The sequence below is a fragment of the Oryzomonas rubra genome (assembly GCF_008369015.1).
Taxonomy (GTDB): domain Bacteria; phylum Desulfobacterota; class Desulfuromonadia; order Geobacterales; family Pseudopelobacteraceae; genus Oryzomonas; species Oryzomonas japonica.
This window is the reverse complement of sequence record NZ_SRSD01000006.1, coordinates 142,879-162,834: the sequence shown is the minus strand read 5'-3', so window position 1 is coordinate 162,834 and position 19,956 is coordinate 142,879. Positions and strand designations below refer to the sequence as shown.

Here is a 19,956-nt window from a genome sequence, read left to right as displayed (position 1 = left end):
GCAGCCATTGCGGAAGTACCGTCAAAGCGGACGGCAATGGCATTTATTCCGTCAGGGTAGACAGCAAAGGCTATCTGATGGAGATAATGGACGGAGAAATCCTCCCCGATGCACTCCTCTATTGCTCTCCAACCTGCATGTTCAAGCGCGAGCGCGGCGTGGTCCCCAAAACCAAGATCACATTTCACTTCTAGGCGTCCGGCAGCGCAACCCGCCGGGTTGCCGGCAGCGCACAATCTCTACAGCCATTACGAGCCGCCATTCTTGTGCGGCTTTTTTTGTGATTCCTTCGCCGCTAGGTGCGCGAGGCTTTTGGGCTGACGCGCGTCAACGGGGCCGCGTTGCAGAGGTATCCAGATTGAGCCGGATTTATTCGGCTTTCCCCATAGACGAATGCTAAAAAATAGGGCATTATACCGGGGTCTTGCGTGTCATGTCGCAGAGGAGACGCCGTGTCGGCCACCCGCACCGCCCTGATATACTCGCCGCTGTTCGGAAACTTCAGCTACGGGGATGACCATCCGTTCAAGTTGCAGCGCTATCGTGTCGTACGGGACCTGATGGAATCTTACGGTCTGCTGAAACTGCCGGGCATGGAAATTCGCGGCTGCGGGCCGATCGACGATGAACTGGCGTTGAGCTTCCACACCCCCGAATACCTGGCGCGGCTCAAGGAGTTCAGCACCTCCGACGAACCGCGGGCCGATTTCCGCTTCGGCCTGGGCGATGCCGACTGTCCTGTCTTCAAGGGGCTGTACGATTGCGCGGCATTGGGGGCCGGTGCGACCTTCGAGGCGGCCCGCCTGGTGGAGGAAGAGGGGTTCGACATCGCCTTCAACCTGGCCGGCGGCTGGCACCACGCCCATCGGGCCAAGGCCTCGGGCTTCTCCTACGTAAACGATGCCGTGCTCGCCATCAACTGGCTGGTGGCCCGGGGGCGGCGGGTTGTCTATCTGGATATCGACGCCCACCACGGCGACGGGGTGCAGGAAGGGTTCTACGACAGCGACCGGGTCCTTACCATCTCGCTGCACGAGAGCGGCATCTATTTCTTTCCCGGGACCGGCTTCGAGAATGAAACCGGTACCGGCCGGGGGCGGGGCTATTCGGTGAACGTACCGTTGCTTGCCCACACCGACGATGCCCTCTACATGAAGGCCTTCGATGAAGTGGCCTATCCGCTGATGGCCGCCTATGACCCGGATGTCATCGTCACCCAGATCGGCGCCGACGCGTTTCGCACCGATCCGCTGACCCAGCTTGAGATCACGACCCACAGCTACGGCTATATCATGCGCAAGCTCAAGGCGCTCAGGATCCCCTGGGTTGCACTGGGCGGAGGCGGCTACGACCTGATGAACACGGCCCGGGCCTGGACCATCGCCTGGGCGGTTATGAACGGCGTCGAGCTCAACCCCCGCCTGCCGGCGGCCTTTGTGCGAAAGATCGAGCCGCTGGGGTATCCCCACCGGGCCCTGCTGGACGCCATGCACTGGTCCGAGGAGTATGAGCGCAACTTGGCCCTGGATGCGGTGGAAAAGAGTATTGCGCGGATCAGGGCGGCCATCTTTCCTGGTATAATTGGAACCTATGGCAAAACTTCCGGGAAATAGCCAGTTACTGGATACAGCCGGTCGGCCGTTGCGGTCGCTGCTGGCCATCAACCGGCTGGATGACCCGGAAAAAGAGCTGTTGTACGCTTCGCTGTTGCCGCTGCGCCTGCGCGGGCTGTTGGGCTTGGCCGCCGATGGGCTCCATACCACGGCAGGGGAGCGCCTGACCAGCATCATTGCGCCCGCTGGGCTTGCGCTCATGCGTATCGAGGTCCGCGCCCGGCCGGATGATGCGGATACGACATTTTTCCTCGAACTGGCCGATACCCAGTACCACCAGATGGAGCTTTCCTTCTGCATCATCTGCGATCCGGCAGCGCCCCGATACGATGTGGATGTGGACGAAAGCGGCAGGAGGAACTGGTTTGCCTCCCGCGGGCGGAATCTGCCCGAAGAGTTACGCGCCATGGAGGACGGGCTGTTTCCCAACCAGACCCGCCGCGGGCTGCGCCTGTTCGCCGAATTCTTTCCGCTCCTGGAGCGGTTCACCGATGCCCTGGGGATGGAGATGATCGTGGCCGAGCCGCTGAGCTACGACAATGCCATCCGCTATGAAAAATACGGTTTCGACTATCTGCGGGGCACACGCCTGATGTTGGAGATCGACCGGGAGTTTCAGCCCGGCGGCCGCTATCATGCCCGGATGGACGGTTCCACCCCCTTCCGCATGCCGGGCATGGAGCGCACGGTGCGGGGGCGGAGCTGGGCCATCCACGACGGCGTTCTGGACGAGCCGTGGGATGAGGTGCAGATCTACAAGGTGATCGGCGTCGATGCCGGCATAGATACCTTTCCCGGGAGGGAGCGAGGAGTCAGATGAACAGCGCGGAAGTTTCAACAACCACACCCCTCTCGGGCATCAGCTACGTCACACCGCCGGCCGGTTATACGCTCAGGGGACGCGACGGCCGGGTGGCCATTCCTTGGGACGACAAACCCCCTATTCCGCTTCTGGACGAGGATCTTGCATCGGTACAGGAACGGGCGCCCGACTATGACACGGTGGGCCGGGGCATCTACCAGGCGCTGCGACTCGACCCGGAATGCGCCCATGCGGCCGAGTATGCCGCCGTACTGAAGGAGGCTTATCCCCATATCGTTTCCGAGTTGGGGGGGCAGATCGTCATGCTGGACGCCAAGGAGGTCGATACCCCCTATCTGGATCGCAAGATCACGTCCCTCAAGATTCTTGCCCTGCTCGACTCCACCAATGCCGGCCTGCAGGCGGAGATCGCCCGGACCTACGCCGACAAGGGGTCGCGCCTCGCCGCGCTGCGTCAGGCCGTGGATAGTTGGTACGGGGCGGAAAAACATCTGAAGAAGGCCATGGCGCTGGACCCCTCCGACGGCCATATCGCTTATGAATACGGCGAGGCGCTCTACATCCTCGGACGCTACGATCAGGCGGCCGAAGTCTGGGGCGAGGCGCTGGCCGGGTTGGCGGCGACTGAACGGGCGCGGCTTGAGGCGCGTATCGCCGGGATTCTGGCCGGCAAGCTCCCGCTGGTCCCTCCCCTGGATTATCTGACGGCCCTGTCGGCGGCATTGGAGGAGCGCCAAGCCGGGCGCACTGAGGAGGCGGCCGCCATTATTGAAGATGTGCTGGCAGACCCCTCTTTTGTCGAGCAGTTCCCCATGGGCGAGGTCTATTACCTGCTGGGAACCTGTTACCAGGAGATGGGCATGGTGAACGAGGCGGCAGAGGCATTCAGGAGGAGCGCGTAATGTTATTCGGATTCAGTATCGCCGATTGGATTTTCATAGGATTTATCCTGATTGTCATCTTCGTCTGCGTGGTCTTGAGCGACATGCGGCGGAGCAATAAAAAGGACTAGGCGCATAGCGGCAGTTTGCCGAGGTAGTCATGGAAGAGATCGACAACGATAGCGAAGAACGGCGGCCCCTGGGTATTGTCCTCCTGGGGGGGCTGTATCTGTTCTTCTTCATGTTGACCGTATCCACCTTCGGGCAGCCCTTTCCGCTGCTGGGGGCGATCTATCGGGGGCGTGCGGCGGAAGTGCTGGTATTCGCGGACAGCCTGATCTGTCTCTATCTTTTCCTCGGTTTGATGAAGCGGCAGACCCTGACCTGGTACCTGCTGATCGGATACAACACTTTCGAAGTGGTGAATACGCTGATCAATCTGATGGGTATTTCCGCGGGAGAACTGGAAAAGGCGCTCGGCCAACCGGTCGATACACGTGGAGTGGCGGTTGACAACCTGTCGGTCATGGTGGCCATACTACTGCTGACAGCCTTTATTTATAAGCATCGAGGGTATTTTACCAACAGGTCGAAGTACCTGTTCTGATCCGGTGGGCACGTATACTGCATTTAAATTTTTTTGAGAGTCCTCCATGTCCATACACGGCATCGCCGTTCGAATTGAAAAGCTGAATAAGTCCTTTGGCAGCAATCATGTCCTTAAAGATATCGATCTCGATATCGCGCCGGGAGAGACCTTTTCGATTATCGGCCCCTCCGGCACCGGAAAGAGCATCCTGCTGAGGCACATTATACGCCTGGAAACGCCCGACAGCGGCCAAATCTACTTTAACGATCAGCCGGTGTTCGACAATGGCCGGCCGCTGCCCCAGACGTTTCGCAGCAGCATGGTGTTCCAGTCGTCGGCCCTGTTCAACTCGCTGACCGTTGCCGAGAATGTGGGGCTCTGGCTGCGGGAGCACCGTATCTGCCCCGAGGCCCGTATCCGTGAGCTTATTACCGAAAAGCTCGCCATTGTGGGGCTGGAAGGCACGGAAGGGCTGAATACCTCGGAGTTGTCGGGCGGCATGCGGAAGAGGGTCGCCATCGCCCGTTCTCTGGCAATGGAGCCGGATCTGGTCCTCTACGATGAACCGACCGCCGAGCTGGACCCGGTGACGACCGACGAGTTGGCGGAGACGATCCGCTCCCTGAGAAAAAAGACCGGCAATACGACGATTATCGTCACCCATGACCTGAATTTCGCCTTGTACCTGTCCGACCGCATCGCCATGATGCACCGGGGCGAGATCATTGAAATCGGCGTGCCGGACCAGATACGGAACAGCGCTAATCCGATCGTACAGCGTTTCATCCGTACCACCACCAAGGGTATTCAGGGGGGGTGATCGCTGTCCGGAAGTGCGAAGGAGATCATGATGAATAAACGTAGTGGCAGAGCCGTTGTGCGTGCGGGCATTGTCCCGGCTGCCCTGATCCTCGTTGCGTTGCTGGGTGCCGGATGCGCCGAGATGAAGCAGTCACATCCGCTCCTGCCGGTCGCCGAGTATGAGAAGATGATCGTCGGCCGCCTGGATGCCGACTACGTGGGGACGGATAACTGCGTCGCCAAGTGCCACAAGCATGACAAGATTGCCAGCGATTTCAAGCGGAGCGTGCACGGCGAGCAGATCAAGCCTGAAACCGGATTGCCCCTGGTCAACTGCGAGTCGTGTCACGGGCCGGGGAGCCTAGCCATCGCGAATATTGAGGAAACCAAGCGACTCCACGGCGAAAATGGCGACAAATGCGACGTTTCCACCCTGCTCGACCTGAAAAAACTCCCCCCCCAAGCCCAGTCCCTGATCTGCCTGAAATGCCACTCCGCCGCCTCGACCCCGGCCTTGGCCCACTGGCATTCCAGCACCCATGCCCTGAACGATTTGAGTTGTTTCTCCTGCCATCAGTTGCATGAGGGGCCGCAGCAGAAGGTCAGCCACGATAAGATGGCCGAACTCTGCTACGGCTGCCATCCCGACGTGAAGGCCCAATTCAGCCTGTTTTCGCACCACCCGGTGCGGGAAAAGAAGATGGGCTGCTTCGACTGCCACGACCCCCACGGTTCAAGCCAGCCCAAGTTGTTGAAGGGGAGCACGCAGCGCGACCTCTGCACCCGCTGCCACATGGAGAAGAGCGGCCCGTTCGTCTACGAACATGGGGATGTCACCGAGACCTGCACCAACTGCCACGTGCCCCACGGTTCGGTCAATCGCCGGCTGCTCTCGGCGGCCATGCCGTTTCTCTGCATTCAGTGTCACAATCCGGGCCACCGCAGCGTCATGAACGGCGACTCATCCATGAAGTCGCTCTTTTCCAACCGGTGCACCGACTGTCATTCAGCTGTCCACGGCTCCGATACCCCCGACAACCGCGGGTACGGAACATTGAGGAAGTAAGCCATGTCGAGCCGCTCTCGCCAAACGATGCTGTTTGCACCGCTGATTGTCTGTTCGAGCCTGATGTTTCTGACGCTGCCGGCCCTTGCCTCCGATGGCGCCACCCCCGATGCCGGGGGGGGAAATCATGAAACCCTGTCGGAGCAGGAAGCCGAAGCCTATCGTTTCGCCCACCTCCAGGCGGGATACCAGTTTATCACCCCCGACGGCGCAAGCGCCGCGGCGGCCCCCTACACGCGCCTGAAATCGGGGGCAATGGGTGGGTTCTCCGCCGGCACGCTCGGCTCCAGCCTCAAGTTGTCGGGGGAGGGCCTCATGCTCCACGAGGACGATTATCACGCCAACCTGTTTTTCGACTATGGCGGCTATTATCGCCTGCACCTGGAAACCGAGGCCTTCTGGCATAACCTGCTGACGGAACAGCTTCCCCGGTCTGCCACCGGCCAATACGCGACAACCCAGTCGGCACCCCCCGCCGACGGCTATGGTATGCGCACCGGGATCTCCCAGGTGGAAAACCGCATCAAGCTGGGCAACAACCCCATCCACATCAACCTCGGGTACTGGGAGTTGAGCCGCCGGGGGACCGATCAGCTCCGTTTTGCCGACTACTATTTCAGCGATCCGCAGAACAGGATCGTCTCCCTCAATCGGCAGGTCAACCAGGTCACGCGGGAGGGGAGCGTCGGCGCCGACGCCCATCTGGGGTTCTTCGACATAGCCTACGGATTCCGTATCCGGGACTTTTCAAACCAGGCCCCGGACATCCGCTATCCCTTTGCCGTAACCGGCAACGGGACGCTCACGCCGGGCACCCAGGCGACCAACGTTGCCTCCGACAGCCGGGTGACGTCCCATACGGTCAGGGTTTACACCGACATGAGCGGCGGCCTGGTGGGGACGGCCGCCTATGTCCTGACCCAGAGGGAAAGCGATGCCGACCGGGGGGATGCGCGCCCCTCGTCCAAACCGTCCCAAACACTGCATTCGGTGGCGGGAGACCTGACCTATACGCCATTAAAGGAGTTGTCGTTCGCTCTTAAATACCGGCGGCTGCAAAACGACCGGGAATCGCCCTCGACGGTTTCCTACCCCTATTCGACCGCATCGGGGGCGCTGGCGGTGCGCCCCGGCATCGACTCGGTCAAGGATACCGTTACCCTGTCCGGCACATTCCGGCCCAACCAGCAGGTGACGTACCGCCTGGAGTACCGCGCCGTCCTGGAATCACGCGACAACGTGCCCAACAGCGACCTCTCGCCCAGCGACCCGACGGCAATCCACAACGAATACCACCGGACCCATACCGCCCTGGCCACGGCCTCCTGGAGGCCGCTCCCCGGGTTCAGGATGAATGCCACCTATACCTACCGCACGGCGGATAACCCGGAATGGAAGGTCTCTGCGTCGGAAAGCCACAAGGGCGAGTTGTTTGCCACCTATACGAAGAACGGCGCCTGGGGGGCCACCGCCAGCTTCATCACCACGTATGAGCAGAGCGAAAACTCTGCCTCCACCGTCACGCCGGCACCGGTCGCCAGCTATACCCTGCCCCGGGAGAACCGCTCCTATTCGGCGAATACGAGTCTGTGGTTCACCCCTGTGGAGCGCCTGACCATCACCGCCAACTATTCATACTTGGAAGCCGTGACGGACCAGTCCCTGCTGTTTTCCAATATCATTGTGGACCCGGACCCGCTCGTGGCGACCACCTACCGGTCAACGGCACATGTGTACGGCATCGACGCCGTGTATGCCGTGGCGGAGCCGCTGGACCTCTCTGTCGGTGTTCAGCAGGTACGATCGGCGTCCCGATTCGATGTCCCGGTCAGGACATTCACCCTCGCAAACGTGACGGGCAGCTACAATACCGCGAGCATCGGCACCCTGACCCGGCTGGATACGGTTGAAACAGGCGTGACGGCCCGGGCCGACTGGCGTATCAGCAAACATGTCGGCTGCTCGATGAACTACAGTTACCGGAATTACAACTCCGGCGATGCTCTCTACGACGGCTCGGTCCATACGACCATGGTGTCGTTAACTTCACGGTGGTAGCGGACGGTATGCGTCAACGAATTCTCTCCATAACGCTGATGATCCTCTTTCTGTCGTGCTGGTGCTGGCTTCCGGATTGCCACGCCGCCGGCAAGGTCATCGCCGCTATCATGAGCAGCGACCAACCCCGTTATCGCGAGGCGCACCAGGCGTTTATCAAATCCCTGGCCGCTTTGGGCTATACCTCGGCCAACGTGGAGATCATCCTGCAGGTGCCGAACCCCGATCCGCTCTCCTGGTCCAATACGATCAGGAAATTCAATGCCTACCGTCCCGATTTGATCGTAGCGTACGGGGCGCCGGCGGCATTCGTGGCCATGAGGGAATCTGACGGTATTCCGGTGGTTTCCGTCGATATATTCGTCTCCGACGGACCGCATCGGGGGATGTGCGGCGTCAGTTCGCGGGTGCCGCTGGTCACGCTGATAAAGACCCTCAAGGACAGCCGGGAACACATCAAGCCGTACCGGCGGGTAGGCGTCGTCTACAACTCTCGTGAGAACGGTTCGCAAAGGCAGCTTGAGGAAATCAGGAAAATTGCGCCCCAGTACGACATGGTCGTGGCAGAGGCAAACGTTGGCTCATCCGCTGCCTTGGAATCGGCCCTTCCTTCCCTGCTCGAGCATTCCGATGTCATCTTCGCCACGGAAAGCGGCATCGTTTCCCGCCAGTTCAGCAAGATCGTCGCCCGTGCCAGGGCACGCAACATCCCGGTGCTCTCCACCATGCCCGGCGCCGCCGAGAGGGGCGCACTCATCTCCCTGGAAATCCATCCGGAAGAGCAGGGACACTTGGCGGCCGATATCGTCACCCGTATTCTGGAGGGTGCCCGGCAGAGCCATCTTTCCCTGATCTCGCCCCGTCGTATCGAGCTGCTCATCAACATGCGCGCTGCTCAGGATTTGGGGATCAATCTCCCCTTCACGGTCTTGAGCAATGCCACGCGCGTCATCAAGTAGCGTCCTGCGAACCCCGCGTTTTTTTACTTCATGGGCACGGTAAAATCGACTATATTGTAAAACTATGGGTAGAATATTACTGATCGATGACGACCAGGCCTTCACCGAGTTCCTGGCCGGGTACATACATGGCGCCTATCCTCTTTTGCGGGTGGATATCTGCAACAGTCCGGTGACGGCCCTGAACTCCATCAGGGCCGGCGGGTATGACCTGTTGCTGATCGACCTGGAAATGCCGGCCATGGACGGCTTGAAACTGCTTTCGTTCGCCACCCAGGCGGGGATGGACAAAAATCGGGTGGTGATCCTCTCCGGGCGTGATGCCGACTTTCTTCATGATCTCTGCCCCATGGGCACCTGCCTGGCGGTGCTCAACAAGTTCGAGGCCCGGCAGAAAACGGTGCTGGACATGATCTTCAGCTCACTCAGCAAAAAAACCGCCGGCCGGTAGCGCCGATAATCCCTGCATACTCCCGCTCCCTGTGGATCCTCCCCGCAAAATCATAATTGCAAAACCTGCCGAGAAGTATAAAATCGAGAAAAGCGTCGCCCAAAAGATGGGGCGGCGCAGAGACACCCCAAGGAGGTCGCGTGTGCTGAGACGAATCATCTATCTGGCGGTGGCAGGTCTGATGGCCCTGGTGTTGAATGGCTGTGTTTCGCAAGGCACGTATCAACTGAAGGAAAACGAGGCCAAGGGGCTGGCGGGCGAGCTTGGCGACCTGAAACAAAAATACGGGCAGCTCAGTTCGGACAACAGCACGTTGAAGGCCGAGTTCGACAAACTGAAGGCCGAGGCTGCCGGGCTTGCGCAGGAGCGGCAGGCGCTCACCAAAGACAAGCATGAGCTGGAACAGGTGCTCAAAGCCAAATCCGACACCCTTTCCAGGAATATCAGCGACCTGCGCCAGAAAATAGCCGATCTGGAAGGGGAGAACGGGCGGCTCAAGGGCGAGATCGCCACCCTCCAGAAGGCCAAGGAAGAGAAGGTCAAGGAGGTCAGCAGCACCTACGAGCATCTGCTGGAGAACATGAAGAGCGAGATCGCCCAGGGGCAGGTGACCATCTCGGAATTGAAGGGGAAATTGACCGTCAACATGGAGGCCGCCATCCTGTTCGATTCCGGCAGGGCCGATGTCAAGCCGGACGGCATCACCATCCTGCTCAAGATGATCCCGACCCTGAAAGAGGTCAAGGACAAGTCGATCCGCATCGAGGGGCACACCGACAACGTGCCGATCCGGTCGGCCCAGTTTCCCTCGAACTGGGAACTTTCCGCGGCCCGCGCCATCAACGTCGCCAAATACCTGCAGCAGCAGGGCCTCGACCCGGCCAGTCTCTCCGCTGCAGCCTTTTCCGAGTATAAGCCGGTGGCCGACAACGCGACCAGGGAAGGGCGCGCCAAGAACCGTCGCATAGAAATCACCCTGGTGGCGAGGGACTGATGGGTAAGAAGCAGCGCCACGAAAAACCGGCAGCGGCCGCCCAGTTCCGCGCCACCCCGTTCGCTGCCCTGAAAGAGGTGGCTCTCTCCCCGAAGGAGGAGCCGGCCCCTGCTGTGGTGCCTCCTCCCCAGCCGCCCCATCATGAAGCGCAGTCGGCCGAAGAGGCGGACGACCTGTTCCTGCGGGCCATGGCCGATGTGAAGGTTGTGCGCACCCGGGGAGGCGCTCCCGCCAAAGCCGGGGCGGCCCGCGAACGCCCGGTCTCCGCCGGCCCTGCCGACGATGGGGAGGCTGAGTTGTTCCGGCGTGCCATGGCCGGCGTGAAGACGCTGGCCGCGCCGCCGGTGGACGCGGCAAAGGCCACAACGGCCCGGACCGGTGCCCGCACGCAGGTCCCGCCGTCACCACCCCCCACCTCCGGCGCCGACCGGGAAGCAGCCGAACTGTTTTTGCAAGAGATCGGCCGTTTGAAGCTGGAAACGAAGTTTGCCGATTCACTGCCCGCCGATGAAGAGTTGAAGCCGTTATCGGGCAATCGTCTGCGCCAGGTGAAACAAGGGGTTATTGCCGTAACCCATCAACTCGACCTGCACGGGCTGACCCGCGAAGAGGCCCTGGCGGCGCTGCCCCGTTTTTTGAACACGGCGCGCCGCAAGGGGCAGAAGGCCGCCCTGGTCATTACCGGCAAGGGGATCAATTCACCGGGCGAACCGGTGCTTCAGCAGGCGGTCGCATCCTGGCTGCGGGACGCCGGGCGCGAGACGGTTCTTGAATTTGCGCCGGCCCCGCGCGAGATGGGCGGAAGCGGCGCCTTTGTGGTCTTTCTCCGCCCCCTGCCGGAAACTCCCGCCGCGGCGTGACCCGTCCCCCTGGATCGTTCTCCCCGAGGTGGCGTTACTCACAACAACCCGCACATGCGAAGAGGGGTGCTTTCCGGCACCCCTCTTCATTTCTTGCGCCACCCCTCCTCCGCCTTGGTGCCGCTACCGGGCCGCCAGATACTCCGCAATGGTGCGGGCCATGGTTTCCACGTTGTTCTTGTCGTTATTGAACACCAGGTGGTAAAAGCCCAGGTCGTGGGCATCCCGGTCCAGAAAATCGCGGATGAAGTTATCCCGCTGTCTCTGCTGTTTGGCGATGATCTTTTCGGCCTCTTCGGCCTCAACCCCCATCCGGCGCGTTATGGAGCGCACCTTGAACCCCGGGGAGGCGAACAGGCGGAAATGGAAACAGTTCTTCAGCGGCTGGGTAACAATCGAACTGCCCCGGCCGACGATAATCATGTTGCCCTGTTCCGCCAGGGAAAGGACATGGCGGCACAGCACCCGGAAATGGTCCTTCTCGCTTTTCCAGCGTGAAGAGAACGTGGCCAGGATTTCGTCCAGGAAACGGCTCTTCTCTCCCAGGCTGCCCAACACGCTGGCGGACAGGTTATGGTCCCGGGCAACCTCGTCAAGCAGGCCTTTGTCCAGCAACACCCACGGTTCACCCTGTTTCTTTTCCATGATCTCCCGCAGGCGCTCCGCCATGGGGTATGCCTCGCAGCCGAATTCCCGTGAGATGGTAATGGTCTGCCGCACCTTATGCCTGGCGGGGGATGATGCCTCCATGTCACGCTTGCGGTTGAACTCAAGCAAAGAGCCGAGCCTCATTTCCACGGATGGTATCAAGAGTTTTTCCGGCATGGCGACCTCCGTAGCCTCGAAATGGTCTGTCTGGCATCAACTGTAGCACAGCACCGGCGATCCGCAAGTGCGGCACGGATGCGTGCGATGGCGCCATTGACACGGGAAGCGCGGCGCGGTATACGGATAAACATTCCTTCGAGGCCACCACCAGCCATCAGCCAAGGAGCTGCCGAACCATGATCACCCATATCATTTTTTTCAAGCTGTCCGATGCGAGTCCCGAGAATCTTGCCGTTACCCAGGGGAAACTGCTCAGTATGCAGGGCAAAATCCCCCAATTGCGCCATCTGGAGGCCGGCATCGATATCATTCGTTCGGAACGCTCCTATGATATCGCCCTGGTGACGAAGTTTGATTCCCTGGACGACATGCAGGCCTACCAGATCCACCCCTACCATGCCGGAGAAGTGCTCCCCCATATGAGATCGGTGTGCTCCTCCATCGTCGCCGTCGATTACCAGGATTGACCGGTCGCACAACCTCTCGATCTGCGTGCCGTGCCGGGATTGCGCGGCCATTGCGCGGTGGCGTCGGGAAAGCTGTATACATTTTAACTTGACTAAACATTCTTGCAATAGTAAAATCCAGTTCTACTCAGACTAACACCGCTGTTTTTGCTGCAATTGCCTATAATCATTATTTTAATAAGATTACCGCATGACGTTGGTAGTGGTATTTTTTCAGAACGCTATGGGGCTGTAGACACTAAATGCAAACAGGAGGTAAAAATGTCCGAGTACGGTACTTTACAAGATCGCGTGCGTCACAAGTCGCTTCTGAGCAAGGTCATGACGGCCGAAGAGACCATTCAGTTCTTCAAGCCGGGCATGAATCTGGGGTGGTCCGGTTTTACTCCCGCAGGCTACCCGAAGGTGGTCCCCATTGCCGTGGCCGACCATGTGGAAAAGAACAATCTTCAGGGAAAATGGAAATTCAACCTGTTCATCGGCGCCTCGGTAGGGGCTGAAACCGAGGACCGCTGGGCCTCCCTCGACATGATCGATCGCCGCTGGCCGTATCAGACCGGCAAGAACATCGCCGCCGGCATCAACGAGGGGCGCATCCGCATGGGGGACAAACACCTCTCCCTGTTCGCCCAGGACTTGGGGTATGGCTTCTACACCAAGGACACCGAAAGCGGCAGACTCGACCTGGCCATCATCGAGGTCTCGGCCATCACCGAGGACGGCAGCCTGGTTCCCACCTCCTCCTGTGGCGTCATCCCGGAGATCCTGATGATCTGCGACAAGATCATCATCGAGGTCAACACCGGCGAGCCGTCATTCGAAGGGATCCACGACCTGGTTTCCTGCGGCACCCCCCCGAACCGCCAAGTGCTGAACATCACCAAGGCCGGCTCCCGTATCGGCTCCACCTCGATCCCCTGCGATCCGAAGAAGGTCGTGGCCGTGGTGGAATCAAAGCTCCGCGACCAGGGGCGCGCCTTTGCCGAGCAGGACGATACCTCCGAGGCCATCGCCAACCACATCATCGATTTCTTCACCCAAGAGGTCAAGATGGGGCGCCTGCCGGACAACCTGTTGCCGATCCAGTCGGGTGTCGGCTCCATCGCCAACGCCGTAATCGGCGGCTTGGCCAAGGGGCCCTTCTATAACCTGTCCGTCTATACCGAGGTACTCCAGGACACCATGCTCGACCTGTTCGATTCGGGCAAGCTGGACCACGCCTCCTCCTGTTCGCTCTCCCTCTCGGCGACCCCCGGTTTCCCGAAGTTCTTCGAGAACATGGACAAGTATTTCGACAAGATCACCCTGCGGCCGCTCTCCATCTCCAACGCCCCGGAGCCGATCCGGCGCCTGGGGGTCATCGCCATGAACACCCCGGTGGAGATCGACATCTATGCCCATGCCAACTCGACCCTGGTCGGCGGCACCCGCATGATCAACGGCCTGGGCGGCTCCGGCGACTTCCTGCGCAACGGTTTCCTCAAGATGATGCATACCCCGTCGAGCCGTCCAAGCAAGACCGACCCGACCGGCATTTCCTGCGTGGTGCCGCACTGCTCCCACATTGACCATACGGAACATGACCTGGACTGCGTGGTTACCGAACAGGGGCTGGCCGACCTGCGCGGCCTCTGCCCGAGGGACCGGGCCAAAGTCATCATCGACAAGTGCGCCCATCCGGATTACAAGCCGATCCTCACCGAGTACTTCGAAATGGCCAAGGCCGACTGCCTCAGACGCAAAGTCGGGCATGAACCCCAGTTGTGGGATCGCGCCTTCAAGATGCATCTCAACCTGGAGAAGAACGGCACCATGAAAATCAAGAACTGGGACATGAAGGTCGATCTCTGCGAATAGCAGCGACTCCATTCCCGCAAACGACCCCGCCGGCACCGCCGGCGGGGTTTTTTCATGTTTCCCGGCTATTTGCTGCTTGAACTTGTCACGCAGTTATGCTTTAAATAACCCGATTTACCTGCCTGTCACCACTATGTAATAATTTCACTCCCGGGACGGTAGCGATGGCTGATACGATAAACGGTTTCCAGGGCTCCGTGGCGGGTCTTTCCCTCACGGACGTCATCCAGCTCAAGGGGTACAACAAGTACACCGGCTGCATCACGGTCGAATATGGCGAGCAAAAAGGGGCCATCTATTTCGCAGACGGTGAGATCATCCATGCCGAATTGGGTGCGGAGACCGGCGAAGAGGCCATCTACCGGATCATCAAGTGGCCCGGCGGTACCTTCAACATCCGCCCCGAAATGACCTCCAACGTCTGCACGATCCACTACCGCACCGATTTTCTGCTTCTCGAAGCCCTGCGCCGCATGGATGAAGAAAACGCCGGAGCGCCCGAATCGAACGGCGAACCTGCGCCGGCCGTGGCGCCGCGGCGGACCATGAGCAAGGTCGCGGCGCGGCTCCAGGACATTGAGGCGGTGACCTACGCGGTGTTGCTGGATAAAGACGGCAACCCGCTTCAGGACAACAGCATCGAAGCCGTGGCCCTGGCCGCCAAGGGGCTCTTTCTGGCCACCGCCGGCAACCGTTTCGGCGAACTCATGGGGCTGGGAGAGATCAAGGCATCGGCCGTCCAGACGAAACAATATCACCTGCTGATGTACGATTCCAAACAACACTATCTCAGCATCGCCGTCAAACCGGAATCCAACCTGGACAGTGTGGAGAGAGAAATCAAAGCGGTATTGATCCCCGGCAAGTAGGAGATTGGCATCATGCAGGATATTTTGCAGTATATTAACAGCGTCGAAGGTGTTATCGGCAGCGCCGTCTTCAGCAACAGGGGCGAGGTCCTTGCACACGCTTTTCCCTCATTGATCGATGCCGACTCCCTCAAAAAGGCCGGAGCCCTGGCGTTGGAGTGCACCTACGGACTACAGGTCGAGCAGACCCTCGATATCATTGACCTGCGCTACGCCGATGGCCGCATACTGGTGAAGGGCTCCCCGGGTGCCATGCTCTGCCTTTTGTGCGCCAAGAACATCAATCTCCAGGTCCTGCTCATCACCCTCAATCTTGCTGCCAAGAAACTGGAATCGCTCCTGCCGGAGCAGAAGGAGGCCGGGGCGCCGGGGCGGCAGAACGTGGTCCCGGCCGATCAGGGCGCCGCCGCCGATATCCTCAAGCTGCGCGTCAGCCACCTTGCAAACAAGGAGGCCAGCAGCAGTTTCGATTCGTTCGGTATGATCGCCATCAGTCAGCCTACCTCCAAATATATCGGCGATTTCTACAAGGCATCGTTCAAAAAGCTGAAGCTGGTCAATGAGGCTGCAGGCACAAGCGGGACCTTCCCGGTCATGGTCATGAACGACATGGGCCAACAGTACGACGGCACGATCATCGTCGGGCCGGGCATCGAAAAGAAGCTTAAGGTGGGGGAAGGGGACCGGGTTGAGGTGGCGCTCGGCTAACGGTCGCCGGACAGCACCGAAACAGTAACGGGGGGCGGGATTTCGCCCCCCGTTTTTTTGTCTGCAGGTGGCTAAGGGCGTACTGCCGCCAGACGGCTGAATGGGGTGCGGCATATCGGTTGCAACTGCCGCCGCCGTGGGGGCGCAGGTGGGCTTACCCGGGGCTCTTTGCTTTGGGATGGGCCTTGTCGTAGACCTCCATCAGGCGGTCGATGCCGACGTGGGTATATTTCTGGGTGGTGGAGAGGGAGGCGTGGCCCAGAAGTTCCTGGATCGCCCTGAGGTCGGCTCCCCCCTCAAGCATGTGGGTGGCGAAGGTGTGCCGCAGGGTGTGGGGCGAGATGTGTTTGAAGGCGGCCACGCGCAGAACGTGGGTATCGACGATGCGCGTCACGCTGCGGCGGTTGATGCGCTGGCCGCGGGTGTTGAGGAAGATCGCCCCGCTTCCGGCCAGTTCCCCGCGCTGGGCCAGATACTCCCGGATGGCCTGAATGGCGCGGCTCCCCACCGGCACGATGCGCTCCTTGCCCCCCTTGCCCATCACCCGTACCATGCCGCCGGACAGGTCGAGATCGCCGATGTCCAGGCCGGTCAGCTCGGAAACGCGCAACCCGCTGGAATAGAGCAGTTCCAGGATGGCCCGGTCCCGGAGGACGTACTTCTCGTCTGCCGTGGGGGCCTCCATCAGGGCGGTGGCCTGGTCGATATCCAGATGAAACGGCAGGCGCTGTTCCCTCTTGGGCGTGGCGGTCAATTCGGCCGGATTCTTGTCGATCTCCCCCCGGCGCAGCAGGAAGCGGAAAAAGGTCCGCACGGCGGCCAACTTCCGGCCGATGGAGCTCTTCTTGGCCGTTTTGCCGAGCAGGGCCAGATAGCGCCGCAGCAACAGATGGTCCACCTCCCCGGCGGAGACGTCATCGCCCCGTTCCTTGGCCGCAAAGGCCGCCAACTGCTCCAGATCGCGGCGATAGGCGGCCAGGGTATGGGGCGAAACGTTGCGCTCCGTTTCCAGGTAGGCGCAGAAGGCGCTTATTTGTTCGGCAAGACGTCCCATGGCATCCCCGGGTACAACAGTGAAAATCGCCTCTCACTCAAAAGGAGGCAGGCCGCTCTTCACCTTCCAGCTCTTCTGTTCGTTGATAGCGCGGTAGACCCAATCCTGCCGGTAACTCTGGGTCTTGATGCGGTTGGAGGGGAGGATGTAGTAGTCGAACTCGGCCATGACCTCGCCGGTCCCCTTGTCCGGGAGGCATTCGGAGGTCAGGATGCGGAAATCGGTGATGGTGACGTCCCGTTTTTTGATGTCGGCGGCGGCTTTTATGAACTCGTCACGTTGCTCCGGCACCATGTAGATCATGCCGGCCCCCTCGATCTCATGCCAGCGCAGCAACTTGTTGTAAGTCTTCGCGCTCTTGTCGAACTCCTCGCGGATGGTCGAGTTCGGTACGCTGCAGGCCGCTATCATCAGGCAGCACAACAGGAGCAGCCCCGCCTTGAACATTTGTATCATCTCTGTTCCCTTTCCCGTGCGTGAATGTAATCGATCAACTCCAGGGCCAGTTCGCATTTTCCGAAGGGGGGGATCAGGTAGTAGCCTCCGGCGGCGGTGAAGGTGGCGTCGATGAACTCCTTGGCAATGGCCAGCCCTTCCCGTGCGCCGGCCTCCTTCTCCAACCCCTTCATGCGGGCGCGGATCGCGTCCGGGACGGTGATGCCCGGCACCTCGTTGTGCAGATACTCGGCATTGCGTTCGCTGACCAGGGGCATGATCCCCGGCAAGAGCGGGATGCCGCAATCCCGGGTCTGTTCGAGCGCTTCCAGGAACAGGGCCGGGTCATAGACCGGCTGGGTCTGGGCAAAGCGGGCGCCGTTGGCCACCTTCTTGCGCAGCCGTTCGGCCTGAACCGCCATATTCTTCGTATTGGGGTTGAACGCCGCCCCGATGGTGAAACCGGTCCCGCTGCCGATGGGGTTGCCGATGGCGTTCACGCCGCGGTTCATGTCGGAGAGCAGCTTGATCAGGGTGAAGGAGTGCAGGTCGAAGACCGAGGTGGCCCCGGCATGGTCTCCCATGGCGGCCGGATCTCCGGTTACCGCCAGGATCGTGTGCAGCCCCAGCAGACTGGCGCCCATCAGGTCGGACTGCATGCCGATCAGGTTGCGGTCCCGGCCGGTGATGTGGATGATGACCTCGACGCCGACCTCGCGCTGAATGGTGCTCCCCAGGGCGATGTTCCCCATGCGGGGGCGGGCCAGCGGGTTTTCGGCCAGGTTGATGGCATCGACCCCGGCCTCCTTCAGGCGGCGGCTGCTCTCGATGATCCGTCGGCAGTCCATCCCCTTGGGCGGGTCGAGTTCAACGGTGATGACCTTGCGCCTCCCCCACGGGTCCAGGAACGAAGGCTTGTCGGGCCGGAAACCGTGCTGCGCCCCTGCCGCGGCGCGGGATGGCGCGGGGTAGCGCGGGGCGGGGCGCTTCCCTGCCAGGGTGCGGGCGAGGGCGGCGATGTGGTCCGGCGTGGTCCCGCAGCAGCCGCCAATCAGGTTTGCCCCGGCCGCCGCCATCTCGTCCGCCATGGCGGCGAAATAGTCCGGGGTGGCGCGGTAGATGTAGCGCCCTTCGTGGTACTCGGGAAAGCCGCTGTTGGCATAGGCGGAGATCGGTTTGGCGGTCAGGGCGGCCAGGCGGCGTACCACCTTGACCAGTTCCAGGGGGCCGGCGCCGCAGTTGGCACCCAGCATATCGGCCCCGGCCGCCTCCACGGCGGCGCAGAACGCCTCCACCGTCGTGCCGTCGCCACTGCGTCCCCCCTCCAGAAAGGCCATGGAGGCGCAGACCGGCAGACCGGTTTCCCGGGCCGCCCGTACCGCGGCGACCAACTGCTCCAGGGAGCCAAAGGTTTCCAGCAGGAGCAGGTCCACCCCACCCTCGGCCAGGGCGGTGCACTGCGCCCGGAAGTGCCCTGCCATGGCGTCGGGGGTCAGCTCCTGTTCCTCGCCCTTCATGCGCACCAGGGGGCCCACCGAACCGGCGACGAGTATGCCGCCATTCCCGGCCGCCTCACGGGCGATGCGCGCCCCGGCCCGGTTGATCTCGCCAACCTTGTGGCCCAATCCGATGGCCGCCAGCTTGGTATAGTTGGCGCCGAAGGTATTGGTTTCGATCACCTGCGCCCCGGCGGCGGCGTACTCGCGGGCCAGTTCCAGGACCAGGGCCGGGCGTACCAGATTCAAGTGCTCGAAGTTGCTGTCGAGCCCGATCCCCCTGGCGTAGAGCATGGTGCCAACGGCCCCGTCTCCGGTAAGGATCTCTGTGGTGAGTTTGTCGAGTAGAGTCATTGGGTAACCACGTTCTTAGGCTTTGGCGTATCTGCTGTTGCTCGAATCCCCGAGATGGGGTATATAGGATGCTCTCCTATTTCTGCTCCAGGATGGAATACTTACGATGCATGCTCTCATTCAATGGCTCCTCCACACCATCGGCACCATGGGCTACCCCGGCATCTTTCTGTTGATGCTCATGGAGAGTTCGGTGATCCCGGTGCCGAGCGAACTGGTCATGCCGCCGGCCGGCTACCTGGCCTTCCAGGGAAAGATGAATCTGGTCGCCGTTATTTTGTGCGGCACCCTGGGAAGTCTTGTGGGGGCCTATGCCAACTATTTCGCCTCCCGTTATCTGGGGAGGCCGCTGATCATCAGGTATGGCAAATACGTCCTGATCCCGCCGGAGAAGTTTGAACGGGTGGAGCGCTTCTTCCTCCAGCATGGCGAGATATCGACCTTCATCGGCCGGCTGCTGCCGGTGATCAGGCACCTCATTTCCATCCCGGCCGGCCTGTCCGGCATGGGGCACCTCCGGTTTTCGCTCTACACCCTGGCCGGCGCCGGTCTCTGGTGCAGCATCCTGGCCGTCATCGGCTATGCCATCGGCGAGAACCAACAGTTGATCATGCAGTACTCCCACCGGGCCCTTGCCTGGGTCATTGGGTTCAGCAGTATTCTGATTGCCGTCTACGTATGGCGCTATCGCCGGCGCAACGGTATTAAAGCGTAAAGCCGGCGAGAAGGCAAAATAAAAAACGAGAATGGCGAACGTGAATGGTGGAAGGGTAACCCCCTCACTATTCACCAT

Annotated in this window: 20 protein-coding genes; 16 read left to right on the top strand and 4 right to left on the bottom strand. The window is 60.8% G+C overall.

Going from position 1 to position 19,956, the window contains the following annotated elements; genetic code table 11:
- The first annotated feature begins 452 nt into the window (after positions 1–452).
- From ET418_RS11260 to ET418_RS11210, 11 genes are all read left to right on the top strand, one after another.
- On the top strand, positions 453–1,613 hold the full coding sequence (locus ET418_RS11260) for an acetoin utilization protein AcuC (protein ID WP_149307719.1): 1,161 nt from the start codon (positions 453–455) through the stop codon (positions 1,611–1,613).
- A complete protein-coding gene (locus tag ET418_RS11255) occupies positions 1,591–2,433 on the top strand; it encodes a hypothetical protein (RefSeq protein WP_149307718.1) in 843 nt (280 codons plus the stop codon). Before ET418_RS11260 ends, ET418_RS11255 begins: the two co-directional genes overlap by 23 nt.
- On the top strand, positions 2,430–3,338 hold the full coding sequence (locus tag ET418_RS11250) for a tetratricopeptide repeat protein (protein WP_149307717.1): 909 nt from the start codon (positions 2,430–2,432) through the stop codon (positions 3,336–3,338). The genes ET418_RS11255 and ET418_RS11250 overlap by 4 nt, the downstream gene beginning before the upstream one ends.
- 139 nt (positions 3,339–3,477) lie before the next feature.
- Complete coding sequence (locus tag ET418_RS11245; protein ID WP_149307716.1) at positions 3,478–3,924, top strand: hypothetical protein; 447 nt, start codon at positions 3,478–3,480, stop codon at positions 3,922–3,924.
- A 46-nt stretch (positions 3,925–3,970) separates the two neighbouring features.
- Entirely contained in the window at positions 3,971–4,726 is a 756-nt protein-coding gene (locus ET418_RS11240; RefSeq protein WP_149307715.1) for an ABC transporter ATP-binding protein, read from the top strand.
- A 30-nt stretch (positions 4,727–4,756) separates the two neighbouring features.
- Complete coding sequence (locus tag ET418_RS11235; RefSeq protein ID WP_149307714.1) at positions 4,757–5,773, top strand: DmsE family decaheme c-type cytochrome; 1,017 nt, start codon at positions 4,757–4,759, stop codon at positions 5,771–5,773.
- A gap of 3 nt (positions 5,774–5,776) precedes the next feature.
- Complete coding sequence (locus tag ET418_RS11230; RefSeq protein WP_149307713.1) at positions 5,777–7,831, top strand: porin family protein; 2,055 nt, start codon at positions 5,777–5,779, stop codon at positions 7,829–7,831.
- Between the two features lie 8 nt (positions 7,832–7,839).
- On the top strand, positions 7,840–8,790 hold the full coding sequence (locus ET418_RS11225) for an ABC transporter substrate-binding protein (RefSeq protein WP_149307712.1): 951 nt from the start codon (positions 7,840–7,842) through the stop codon (positions 8,788–8,790).
- Between the two features lie 64 nt (positions 8,791–8,854).
- The gene (locus tag ET418_RS11220) at positions 8,855–9,241 is read left to right on the top strand and encodes a response regulator (protein ID WP_149307711.1); all 387 of its coding nucleotides are present in this window, start codon (positions 8,855–8,857) and stop codon (positions 9,239–9,241) included.
- Positions 9,242–9,383: 142 nt separating this feature from the next.
- Positions 9,384–10,235, top strand: coding sequence for an OmpA/MotB family protein (locus tag ET418_RS11215; protein ID WP_149307710.1), 852 nt, complete (start codon positions 9,384–9,386; stop codon positions 10,233–10,235).
- Positions 10,235–11,095 carry a Smr/MutS family protein gene (locus tag ET418_RS11210; protein WP_246153030.1) on the top strand — a complete coding sequence of 287 codons (861 nt, stop codon included), beginning with the start codon at positions 10,235–10,237 and terminating at the stop codon, positions 11,093–11,095. The genes ET418_RS11215 and ET418_RS11210 overlap by 1 nt, the downstream gene beginning before the upstream one ends.
- A 123-nt stretch (positions 11,096–11,218) precedes the next feature.
- Here the strand turns inward: ET418_RS11210 and ET418_RS11205 are convergent, their stop codons facing one another.
- On the bottom strand, positions 11,219–11,920 hold the full coding sequence (locus tag ET418_RS11205; RefSeq protein WP_149307709.1) for a cytidylate kinase-like family protein: 702 nt from the start codon (positions 11,918–11,920) through the stop codon (positions 11,219–11,221).
- 179 nt (positions 11,921–12,099) lie between these two features.
- Between ET418_RS11205 and ET418_RS11200 the strand changes: the two genes are divergently transcribed.
- The 4 genes from ET418_RS11200 to ET418_RS11185 all read left to right on the top strand — a co-directional run bounded on the left by ET418_RS11200 (position 12,100) and on the right by ET418_RS11185 (position 15,824).
- Positions 12,100–12,390, top strand: a complete 291-nt coding sequence (locus tag ET418_RS11200) for a Dabb family protein (protein ID WP_149307708.1) — start codon at positions 12,100–12,102, stop codon at positions 12,388–12,390.
- Between the two features lie 261 nt (positions 12,391–12,651).
- A complete protein-coding gene (locus ET418_RS11195; protein ID WP_149307707.1) occupies positions 12,652–14,247 on the top strand; it encodes an acetyl-CoA hydrolase/transferase C-terminal domain-containing protein in 1,596 nt (531 codons plus the stop codon).
- Between the two features lie 164 nt (positions 14,248–14,411).
- Positions 14,412–15,116 carry a DUF4388 domain-containing protein gene (locus ET418_RS11190; protein WP_149307706.1) on the top strand — a complete coding sequence of 235 codons (705 nt, stop codon included), beginning with the start codon at positions 14,412–14,414 and terminating at the stop codon, positions 15,114–15,116.
- Between the two features lie 12 nt (positions 15,117–15,128).
- The gene (locus tag ET418_RS11185; RefSeq protein ID WP_149307705.1) at positions 15,129–15,824 is read left to right on the top strand and encodes a roadblock/LC7 domain-containing protein; all 696 of its coding nucleotides are present in this window, start codon (positions 15,129–15,131) and stop codon (positions 15,822–15,824) included.
- A 154-nt stretch (positions 15,825–15,978) separates the two neighbouring features.
- On the opposite strand, the gene xerC is transcribed toward ET418_RS11185, so the two are convergent.
- Genes xerC through ET418_RS11170 form a run of 3 tightly spaced genes read right to left on the bottom strand, consistent with a single transcriptional unit; the run spans position 15,979 to position 19,163 of the window.
- On the bottom strand, positions 15,979–16,878 hold the full coding sequence (gene xerC, locus ET418_RS11180; RefSeq protein ID WP_149307704.1) for a tyrosine recombinase XerC: 900 nt from the start codon (positions 16,876–16,878) through the stop codon (positions 15,979–15,981).
- A 33-nt stretch (positions 16,879–16,911) separates the two neighbouring features.
- Entirely contained in the window at positions 16,912–17,334 is a 423-nt protein-coding gene (locus ET418_RS11175) for a hypothetical protein (RefSeq protein ID WP_149307703.1), read from the bottom strand.
- Positions 17,331–19,163 carry a bifunctional homocysteine S-methyltransferase/methylenetetrahydrofolate reductase gene (locus tag ET418_RS11170; RefSeq protein WP_149307702.1) on the bottom strand — a complete coding sequence of 611 codons (1,833 nt, stop codon included), beginning with the start codon at positions 19,161–19,163 and terminating at the stop codon, positions 17,331–17,333. The genes ET418_RS11175 and ET418_RS11170 overlap by 4 nt, the downstream gene beginning before the upstream one ends.
- Positions 19,164–19,269: 106 nt before the next feature.
- Here ET418_RS11170 and ET418_RS11165 point away from each other — a divergent pair, with 106 nt between their 5' ends.
- Complete coding sequence (locus ET418_RS11165; protein ID WP_149307701.1) at positions 19,270–19,878, top strand: DedA family protein; 609 nt, start codon at positions 19,270–19,272, stop codon at positions 19,876–19,878.
- The last annotated feature ends 78 nt before the right edge of the window (positions 19,879–19,956 follow it).

Excerpts from the sequence above, each read along its gene's own strand:
- ET418_RS11255 (WP_149307718.1), top strand. The coding sequence starts at position 1,591 with ATGGCAAAACTTCCGGGAAATAGCCAGTTACTGGATACAGCCGGTCGG.
- ET418_RS11250 (WP_149307717.1), top strand. The coding sequence starts at position 2,430 with ATGAACAGCGCGGAAGTTTCAACAACCACACCCCTCTCGGGCATCAGC.
- ET418_RS11245 (WP_149307716.1), top strand. The coding sequence starts at position 3,478 with ATGGAAGAGATCGACAACGATAGCGAAGAACGGCGGCCCCTGGGTATT.
- ET418_RS11240 (WP_149307715.1), top strand. The coding sequence starts at position 3,971 with ATGTCCATACACGGCATCGCCGTTCGAATTGAAAAGCTGAATAAGTCC.
- ET418_RS11235 (WP_149307714.1), top strand. The coding sequence starts at position 4,757 with ATGAATAAACGTAGTGGCAGAGCCGTTGTGCGTGCGGGCATTGTCCCG.
- ET418_RS11230 (WP_149307713.1), top strand. The coding sequence starts at position 5,777 with ATGTCGAGCCGCTCTCGCCAAACGATGCTGTTTGCACCGCTGATTGTC.
- ET418_RS11225 (WP_149307712.1), top strand. The coding sequence starts at position 7,840 with ATGCGTCAACGAATTCTCTCCATAACGCTGATGATCCTCTTTCTGTCG.
- ET418_RS11220 (WP_149307711.1), top strand. The coding sequence starts at position 8,855 with ATGGGTAGAATATTACTGATCGATGACGACCAGGCCTTCACCGAGTTC.
- ET418_RS11210 (WP_246153030.1), top strand. The coding sequence starts at position 10,235 with ATGGGTAAGAAGCAGCGCCACGAAAAACCGGCAGCGGCCGCCCAGTTC.
- ET418_RS11205 (WP_149307709.1), bottom strand. The coding sequence starts at position 11,920 with ATGCCGGAAAAACTCTTGATACCATCCGTGGAAATGAGGCTCGGCTCT.
- ET418_RS11200 (WP_149307708.1), top strand. The coding sequence starts at position 12,100 with ATGATCACCCATATCATTTTTTTCAAGCTGTCCGATGCGAGTCCCGAG.
- ET418_RS11195 (WP_149307707.1), top strand. The coding sequence starts at position 12,652 with ATGTCCGAGTACGGTACTTTACAAGATCGCGTGCGTCACAAGTCGCTT.
- ET418_RS11190 (WP_149307706.1), top strand. The coding sequence starts at position 14,412 with ATGGCTGATACGATAAACGGTTTCCAGGGCTCCGTGGCGGGTCTTTCC.
- ET418_RS11185 (WP_149307705.1), top strand. The coding sequence starts at position 15,129 with ATGCAGGATATTTTGCAGTATATTAACAGCGTCGAAGGTGTTATCGGC.
- xerC (WP_149307704.1), bottom strand. The coding sequence starts at position 16,878 with ATGGGACGTCTTGCCGAACAAATAAGCGCCTTCTGCGCCTACCTGGAA.
- ET418_RS11175 (WP_149307703.1), bottom strand. The coding sequence starts at position 17,334 with ATGATACAAATGTTCAAGGCGGGGCTGCTCCTGTTGTGCTGCCTGATG.
- ET418_RS11170 (WP_149307702.1), bottom strand. The coding sequence starts at position 19,163 with ATGACTCTACTCGACAAACTCACCACAGAGATCCTTACCGGAGACGGG.
- ET418_RS11165 (WP_149307701.1), top strand. The coding sequence starts at position 19,270 with ATGCATGCTCTCATTCAATGGCTCCTCCACACCATCGGCACCATGGGC.